Origin of the sequence: Limnobaculum parvum, from assembly GCF_003096015.2 — a bacterium.
GTDB lineage: Bacteria > Pseudomonadota > Gammaproteobacteria > Enterobacterales > Enterobacteriaceae > Limnobaculum > Limnobaculum parvum.
In genome coordinates this window covers 31,570-40,292 of the sequence record NZ_CP029185.2, presented here as the reverse complement: position 1 = coordinate 40,292, position 8,723 = coordinate 31,570, and the positions used below count along the sequence as shown (strand labels likewise).

Genomic DNA, 8,723 nt, shown 5'->3' with positions numbered 1-8,723 from the left:
ACGGTTATCTTTTCAATGGTCAGGTAACAACGGTTCTCGGCATAGGGAACAACTCACGTAGCCAGACGTAGGGGGGTAACCATTGAATTTCGCTGTTTACAGCAGGCCTATGACACCTGCCGCCCTGCCTGCAGAAAACCCGCAAACAGCCCGTTCTTACGGACTACGGCTATCGGGCTAACCACATTTCCCACCCGATTATTGTCGATAGGAAACGACCAATAAAGACATTGCCTATCAACGAGGCCTGCGCTTTAACGCATAGCCTATCGCCTTGCGGATACCCCAGCAGGGTTGCCCCTTTACCGGAGTCCAGTATTGACAGTGGGGTTTCCATCCGCGTGCAGTACCGGAGACTATTGTACGTCGTGACGCCGCATAGCAACCAGCAGTTGGAGCGCCACACTTCGACGGTAAGTCGCCAACTGACGATACAAGGGTGGCGATCACGATATTTACTGGTCAGTACCTGTGTCAACAAGCCCGGTCCCGGCAGCCCTTTATCAATAATCTGAGCGGGTAAGGTAGCGGCATGCACTGTCTGGCAGCACGGGCAACTAAACTGTGGGCGAATATGGCGGAGGACGATAAAGCTCGGGAACATACTCTAAACGTTCACTAAGTTCATCACGAAGAAAATGCAGGGCATGGCCGCAGTCGGGACACTGCTCACCAAGGAGTGTCAGTATCCTCTCTTCACGGGCTTCACCGGGGAATGCCGGCAGCAGCCGTGAGCGTTTGGGTTCAGCGCTCAAGAGAAGCGCGAGATGATTTTGACATGATAAAAACCTTATTGTAGTGAAAATAAGATTTAGGGTGATCAATTTTGAGCTGTAGGTAAAGGTGAGATGGCCGAATGGTTACCCCATACCTTGAAAACCGTTTAATACAAACTGTCCAACTTTATAGGGTCAGTCCACTGATAAGATAGGTTCTAATGCACTAATACCGATTGATTAAGGAATTGAGCCCCGAATTTGGGACGCTGAGGAAGCAGGGCGGGACTGAGAACCTGATTCATTTTATGAATACTTAATGAGTGACATCAGGTACGGGTAGGTAGAATATTTACACATAAAAAAGTTACTTCATCGTTTAGATATTAATATCTTGATATGCTGCTCCACAGTATCTAAATCAACCTGAATTTCCGCACTAATTTGTTCAGGAGTAAAAGAATTTGACAGCAATCGCTCAATTTGAGCGGCAATATATTGCTCTCGCCCTTTATAAAAATAGCCGGTCTGAAACGTTCTTTTGCATAACCGGCAAAAGTAACGTTGATGGCCCGACTGGGTAATACCATACTTCTTTATGCCACCACTCTGATTGCAGTGATGACAAATGGGTACATCCTTTTTCACTACAAATTCTCCATGATTACCATAACAATCCATTAGACTTATGGATAATGATGCCGCTCATCGGCATAGGGACCATTAGCTATATAATAGTAATGGTCCCTACTCTCTATTCGAAAAATGATCAATAAACCGGCATACCTAACCAATTCAGTAACATAGCTGATTCCGACATAATACTAATATTCGCGGTATAGCCATCGTACTGATTGTTAATTGCTGAAATCTGGTTGTTAAAGTGTTCGTTTTCCGCCGTAAGCACATCCAGTAACGAACGTTTACCCAAGTAGTACCATTGTTCATAGAACATCGTTCTTACCCGGTCGGTATCGGCCGATAAATTCCGATACTCTTTTGCTCGCTCGAATGACGAATCTCGCGTCTGGATCATGCTGCGGATTTTGTATTTCAACTCCAACACCGTGGTTTCAAACTGCATTTGGGTCGCCTGCGCGCGTTGAGCCGCCGCCTGCTGTGACGCCGAGGCTGAGCCACCGGTAAACAAGTCCCACTCCACGTTGACTCCCGTGTACCAAGCTTGCTCATCGCCATTCACATCTTTAGCGCTGCTTTTGGATACCACCCAGTTGATATTTGGATAAGAGGATGACTTAATCGCATCCGCCTTATATAAACTCGCCTGCACTTCCGCTTTCGCGCGCAAGATTTGCGGGTGATTATCCAGCGCGGTTAAAATGGTGTTCGTCGACAGATCGGACCCTTCCCACTTGAGATTTTCCGGGACCGCCACTTCGTGACCGACCAAACGGGTCATTTTGATCTGCGTTTCTCGCCATTTACTTTCTAACTGCTGAACGTTGGTTTGAGCCTGTAACAGCTTAGAACGCGCCTGAACCAGTTCGCTGCCCCGCCCTTTATCCGTTTCCGTTATTTGCGACAGCATTTTGACCAGATCCGACATGCGGGTCTGATACAGTTTCGCTACTTGAATATCTTTCTGATATTTATCCAACTCCAGCACGCCAGAAATCGTTTGGAACGCTATCTGGTTACGCGTCAGCTTTTCTAATTCCAACGAGGCTTTCGAGGTTTCTTCGGCGCTCTGAATTCCGCTGCTGGTTTTACCAAAGTCATAAACCGTGGTCGTCATCGACACCGAACCGCTGGTATCACTCACATCCGTTGAGTTACTAACGCTTTTACCCCCACCAAAACTGGAAATCGGTGAGTTAGCACCCACTTTCACCTGAGGCCAACGCTTACCTTTGATTTCATCTACGTCGTATCGGGATGCCGTTGATGACGCCTCGGCATTACGGATTTCTGGGCTGAACACCAGCGCCTGTCGCACCGTATCCTTGATAAAATCAACCGAGGCTTTATTGCTACCGGAAGCCGACAGCTTCGGAGCGGACTTATATAAATCCGCACTGCTGGTGGTATCGGCCGGTGCCAATGAGGTATCCGTCACCGTCCAGTTCAGGATATCCTGCTGAACCGTCTTATCACCCTTAGGCGACAGCGCAGGCGTATCCGCCAGCTCATTTTTAGCCGTCTTATTTTTGCCGGATACCGGCTGAATCTCAGGTCGGGTATCCGTCAACATTGTTGTTGAATGGCCTGACGTCGCGGTGGCGTTATCCGGCGCGGCTTGAGCCACGATAGGAGTGGACTCCGTCATCGGCTCATTCGAGTCCAACGCTAGCTCAGTAAAACTGAGTTGTTCTGTATCATGGCCTTTACCGACCGCGTTCGACGACGGCGCACTCACCGGCTGGCGGGCCGGTGCCGGGGCCGGGGCCGCCGCTGGAGTCATCTTCTCCGGGGCCATATCCACGGTGCTTGGGGCCTTAGCCACAGGTGCCATCGCCACTACCGGGGCCGGATTTTGTGAACTCCGTTTTGGCTCCGGCTCGCTGACCAATGCACTATTTCCGGCGTTTTCAGTCATGCCTTCGGTATTTTCAATCGGCATAAACTCCATCGATTGCGCATCATCACCGGCAGTTTTCGTTGACGACGCAACCGCGGACGACGCCTTAGCCGGAGTCGGGGCTACCGACCATGCCTTACCGTCACGACCCACCGTTGCTATGGCCGCCGTAGGCACCGTTGGGGTTGGTGTCACGGGGGCCGCATTGTGGACTGTTGTGACCGGCTGAGGTGCCACAACCGGCGTACTCACACTTTTCACTACCGGCTCCGCAGGGGCCTGCGCTGTCTCAGCCGTCTCAATATCCATCAGCTCCAACACCTGATTATCATGATCGGCGGTTGCAGGGGCGCGTGACGGTTGGCTCACCGGCTCGGGTTGAGCGGCAGGTTGAACGCGCGGTGGATCGGCTATCCACCCTTTACCATCTCGACCCACGGTCGAAACCGCCACCGGTGGCGGTACCACAATCGTTGGCTGAACGGCACGGGCCGGCGTGGCTGATACCGGCGTCGGCATCAGAATAACCGGATCGGATGAGCGGGCCTGCTCTACCGGGACCGAGGGCACTACGGGCTTCTTCATTGACGGTGGCGGTGGATTAACCACCCCCGCACGGCGACCCGGCTGCAGTGATTGCATCAGGCTGTCATCAACCCTCGCGGATGTCGCGGTCGTTAAGGACACGGACAGCGACAGCGTGAGCAGGGCAAGTTGTTTGATTTTCATAATATAACCTTACCGTTCCCGGAACGCTTCTCTGGCCTTCAAGACCGGTTTCAGGATGTAATCCAGTATGGTTTTCTCTCCTGTTCTGATTTCTACCGTCGCTATCATCCCCGGCATAATGGGGAAGACTTTATCTTTCGCCGTCAGCGCTGCTTTGTCAGTCCGCACTAACACCCGGTAATAGGTGCTTTCACCCCGCCCCTGACGCATCTTGTCTTCATCTTTTAGCGTATCCGGGCTGATATGTTCTAACGTGCCGCTAAGCCCACCGTAAATCGAGTAGTCATACGCCGTGATTTTTACCGTTGCGCGCAGGCCCGGATGCAAAAACGCCACGTCCGATGGCTTAATCTTGGCTTCCACCAGCAGTTGATCTTCCAGCGGAATAATCGCCATGATTTCCGCCCCCTGCTGGATTACCCCACCTACCGTGGTCACCTTAATGTTATTGACCGTGCCCCGCACCGGGGCAACAATGGTGGTACGGTTCATGACATCTTCCCGCGCCGCCACGTTCTGCACGGTTTGGGCCAGTTCACTTTCAAACTTGTTCAATTCGGCGTTGGCTTCAGAACGGAATCGGTTTTGGCGTTCGGCAATTTGCAGGCTAAATTCGTTGGCCTGACGGCGCATTCTCAATAGCTCAACTTCCGACATCAGCCCTTTTTTCATCAACGGCTCAGACAGGTTAATTTCACTCTGGGCCAGTTGCAGGCTGGTTTTCAGCGTTTTCACACTCTCATCCAGCGTTTGTCTGCGTGCGTTATAAGCCTGAGTTTCATCGTTGACTACCGACGGCACCGCTTTCACATCGGCCGGGAACTCCAGCGGAACGCCGTAGGCTTCTGAACGTAACCGGGCAATCGACGCTTTCAAGCCAATCACTTTAGAAACCCCTTCGCGGTACACCGCGCCCACCCGCGTTGGGTCGATTTTTAGCAGTATCTGCCCTTTCTCGACGATGTCCCCTTCGTGCACATTTAGCTCTTCTAGGATCCCTCCTTCTAGGCTCTGAATAACTTGTTCACGGCTGGCGGGAATAATTCGCCCTTCTCCCAGCGTCACTTCTTCTACCCGAGCGAATTTCGCCCAGATAATCGCAATGACCAATACGGCCGCAATTAAATAGAGCATGACCATGCTGAACGGCGTTTTTTGTTCGATCAACGCTTCCTGCAAGTCGCGCATATAAGGCAAATCACTTGATTTCACTTTGCCTGTTGGTGAAGGTAGCCCTCCACTCACCTGCTGTTTTTTATCTGTCATGGAACCTGATTTCCCCGCACCATTATTGCTCTCTGTCACTTTCGGCCCCGTTAATTTCTGTATAACTTTATGCTTGAAACAGCCTAAAAACTATTTGTTACTGTGCTTTACCGTTGGCTTTCAGCGCGGCAATAACCTCATCTTTCGGTCCATCTGCCACCACTTTGCCCTCATCCAGCACAATCAAGCGGTCGACCAGTTCCAGCAGTGAGAAACGATGGGTCACCAATATCAGCGTTTGATCGCTTATTGCTGCTTTTAATTGCTGAATAAATTGCAACTCGGTCATGGCATCCATCGAACTGGTTGGCTCATCCATCAACAAGACTTTTGGCTTCAGTAGTAAGCAACGCGCCAGTGAAACCAGCTGCTTCTGACCGCCGGAGATACCCTGTCCCATCTCACCAATCGGCATTTCAAAACCTAATGGGTGACGAGAAGCGACTTTATCCAGCCCGGTCATACGAGCTACAGCAAGAATTTCTTCTGTGGTTGCGGATGGGTTACCAATCACAACGTTTTCTCTCAACGTACCAAAGAACAATCGGCTGTCTTGACCCACATAGCCAACGGAGGTACGCCAGTCCGCAGGGTCTACCTGGGTGGCATCCACATTATCAATCATCAGTTGGCCATTACTTGGCTGGAACAACCGCGCCATCACTTTCAACAATGTGGACTTACCGCTACCGATACTGCCGAGAATAGCAACCCGCTCACCCTGACGAATGGCAAAGTTGATTTTCTGAAGTACTACCGGCGCGGCCATCATCATGTTGCCACTCGGGTAACTAAAGTTGACGTTTCTTAAGCGTAAATTACCGGTGAAGCTTGGCGCGGACAGATAGTGAATCTTATCATCCCGCTCTTTGGGCATTTTCATCAGTTGGTTCAGTGAACCCAACGCGGCCTTGGCCTGCTGGAAACGGATCGCCAAACCCACTACCGAAGCCAGTGGGGATAAGGTACGACCCGACAGGATCACCGCACCGATCATTGAACCCATGGTCAGTTCGCCAGCGTGGATCAGGTAAACGCCCCACACCACTAACACCACCGTTGTCAGTTGCTGAACAAACGAAACAAAGGTGGTCATAAAGCTCGACAGGGCTTTTGATTTCATGGAAGAAGCTGCGGCTAATGCACTGAAATCTTCCCAGCGCTTTTGCATTACACCTTCACCGCGGGCGGCTTTCAGCGATTCCATCCCGTCGATGGTTTCAATCAGTAGCCCCTGTTTGAGAGAGATTTCTCTCATGTTTTCTTTCATGTTTTTTGACAGCGGCCATTGAATATAGATGCTGACAATCAAAATGACAGGTATCGCACCCAAAGTAACCAACGCCAGTGGGCCGGCAACCAGATAGATGATAAACAGGAATAAAAGACAGAATGGCAGATCGGACAGCGTGGATAGCGTGGCGGACGTCACAAAGTCTCGTACCGATTCAAACTCACGCAGTTGGTTGGCAAACGAGCCTGATGACTGCGGTTTATTTTCCATCCGAATGGACATCACCTGTCTAAACAGCATGGTACCCAGCAATAAATCAGCCTTTTTACCTGCAATATCAATTAAGTGAGCCCTCACCAACCGTGAGATGAACTCAAAGGTAATAGCAATGGCCACACCCACCGCCAGTGACCATAAGGTTACATAGGCTTGGGTTGGTACCACCCGGTCATACACGTTCATGGTGAAGAAGGTAGAAGCCAACGTCAGAACGTTAGCCAGCAGCGCGGCTAACGCTGCACTGGCAAAGTAATGACGATAGCGCCATAACGTAGAAAACAGCCAATGCCCCTCTCTATTCGGCTCTGGCAGGCAGTCATTACTGCGCTCATCCAGTTTCGGCTTGGGGTTACATAACAATGCAAATCCCGAATAAACCTCCCCTAGCGCACTGGCGGAAAGGGTGATTTCACCACCGCCACTCTCCGGCAGCACAACTCGATAAGAAGTATTTGCGCCTTTGCCCATTCGTTCGGTGACAATACAGTGAGTACCGTCTTTACGCGTTATCGCGACCGGAAACAGGTAAGAGAATAACTGATTTAAATCCCTTTCAACCCAGCCAACTCCCATACCTATCTGATCGAGCATTCGTAATGCTAACTGGGGAGTGAGTTTCCTTTCTCTCGGCAATCCCGCATACAAAACCGCCGCACTGGCCGGTTTATTGTAATAAGACGCAAGCCATTGAACAGACCATAGCAAACTGTCCTGTTGGGCATCAGTTTTAGGATTAAAATCCTGACTCATAGTTATTCCTGTGTTAATAATTGCATGCTGCTTTAAATATAACTTATAGCAATTTTCTTGCTGTATAACTGTTGATACCGTCAGTAGGCTTTTTGTAAACCCACTGGCGGTATCATTAACCGGCCTGTTAGCCAGGCCGGTTGTTTACTGATTACAACAAACGATTATTCAGCGTTTGTGTTTGTCTGGATCAATGCATCCACACGACGGTTAGCACGGTTACAGAAATTACGTTCTTTATTCGGTAAACCACTGCAATCGACGGTTGGGTTGCTGTCCCCTTCACCACTGGTGAACAGTAATGAAGCCGGTACACCTTTAGACACCAGCATTTTCTTCACTGTTTCTGCACGTTGTACAGACAGTTTCTGGTTGAATGCCGAGCTACCTACTGGGTCCGCATGACCAACAATATCCACACGCTGAATCTGCGGCTGACCCTTGATGTAGTCCGCCATGTTTTCAACGATATCTTTACCACCCGCTTCGATATCCGACACTTTTCTACCGGCGAAGCTAAACAGCACGTTACCCAGTTGTGACATACCACCGACGTATTCACACGCTCTCACCGCTGAAGCACGGTTAATGGTGGCGCTGTTCTTATAACCAAACAGTTGGTTTTCAGCCTGAGTACGGTTTACAGAGACCGGTGTACCCACGTTTTGGTCGGTATTGGTTTCAACAAAGTAAGTTTTTCCACCGTCTAGACGAGCCATGGTGCGTGGAACTTCTTTACCCGCATAGTTAGGTGCATCATTCTGATAAGCTTCAATAATGTGTTTACCCGGTTCTACACAGAACACGCTAAACTCGCCGCTTTTCAGCGCGCCCTGAAACTCACGGTCCACATAGATATTGGCAACACCAATCGCGCTATCGCCCGCTCTCTTCGGATGATAAAACACCACCTGAGACAGTGCATTACCAATACGGCCTACCGGTACGTACTGAGTACCGGTATGGGTCATGGTAATGGCTGGTCCTGGCGTGGCGACCACTGGGGCATCCGACGAATCCACTGGGATAATTTCCATCTCATCATGGCTGACAACGCCTTTGGCCATCACGTTGAAAGCCAATAATGCCGGGAGCAGACCCATTGCTGATGCACGTAGCCACATGGATGGCTTACTTAGTTGTGACATGTTGTTTTTCCTAAACATATTTACTCCTGAGTTATTCCGTTACTGGTAAGTTAAACAGTGTG

Annotated in this window: 6 protein-coding genes; all 6 read right to left on the bottom strand. The window is 50.2% G+C overall.

From position 1 onward, the window contains the following. Positions 1–169 precede the first annotated feature (169 nt). The 6 genes from HYN51_RS16760 to HYN51_RS00040 all read right to left on the bottom strand — a co-directional run bounded on the left by HYN51_RS16760 (position 170) and on the right by HYN51_RS00040 (position 8,661). Entirely contained in the window at positions 170–604 is a 435-nt protein-coding gene (locus HYN51_RS16760; RefSeq protein ID WP_157952937.1) for a hypothetical protein, read from the bottom strand. Positions 605–1,088: 484 nt separating this feature from the next. Continuing rightward, complete coding sequence (locus HYN51_RS00060) at positions 1,089–1,364, bottom strand: transposase-like zinc-binding domain-containing protein (protein ID WP_108900974.1); 276 nt, start codon at positions 1,362–1,364, stop codon at positions 1,089–1,091. 121 nt (positions 1,365–1,485) lie between these two features. Continuing rightward, complete coding sequence (locus HYN51_RS00055; protein WP_108900973.1) at positions 1,486–3,984, bottom strand: TolC family protein; 2,499 nt, start codon at positions 3,982–3,984, stop codon at positions 1,486–1,488. Positions 3,985–3,993: 9 nt separating this feature from the next. Further along, positions 3,994–5,250: an HlyD family type I secretion periplasmic adaptor subunit gene (locus HYN51_RS00050; RefSeq protein ID WP_108902104.1), complete on the bottom strand. Its 1,257-nt coding sequence runs from the start codon at positions 5,248–5,250 to the stop codon at positions 3,994–3,996. 97 nt (positions 5,251–5,347) lie between these two features. Next, a complete protein-coding gene (locus HYN51_RS00045; RefSeq protein WP_108900972.1) occupies positions 5,348–7,513 on the bottom strand; it encodes a type I secretion system permease/ATPase in 2,166 nt (721 codons plus the stop codon). A 164-nt stretch (positions 7,514–7,677) separates the two neighbouring features. Beyond that, a complete protein-coding gene (locus HYN51_RS00040; RefSeq protein WP_157952936.1) occupies positions 7,678–8,661 on the bottom strand; it encodes an OmpA family protein in 984 nt (327 codons plus the stop codon). Between the last annotated feature and the right edge of the window lie 62 nt (positions 8,662–8,723).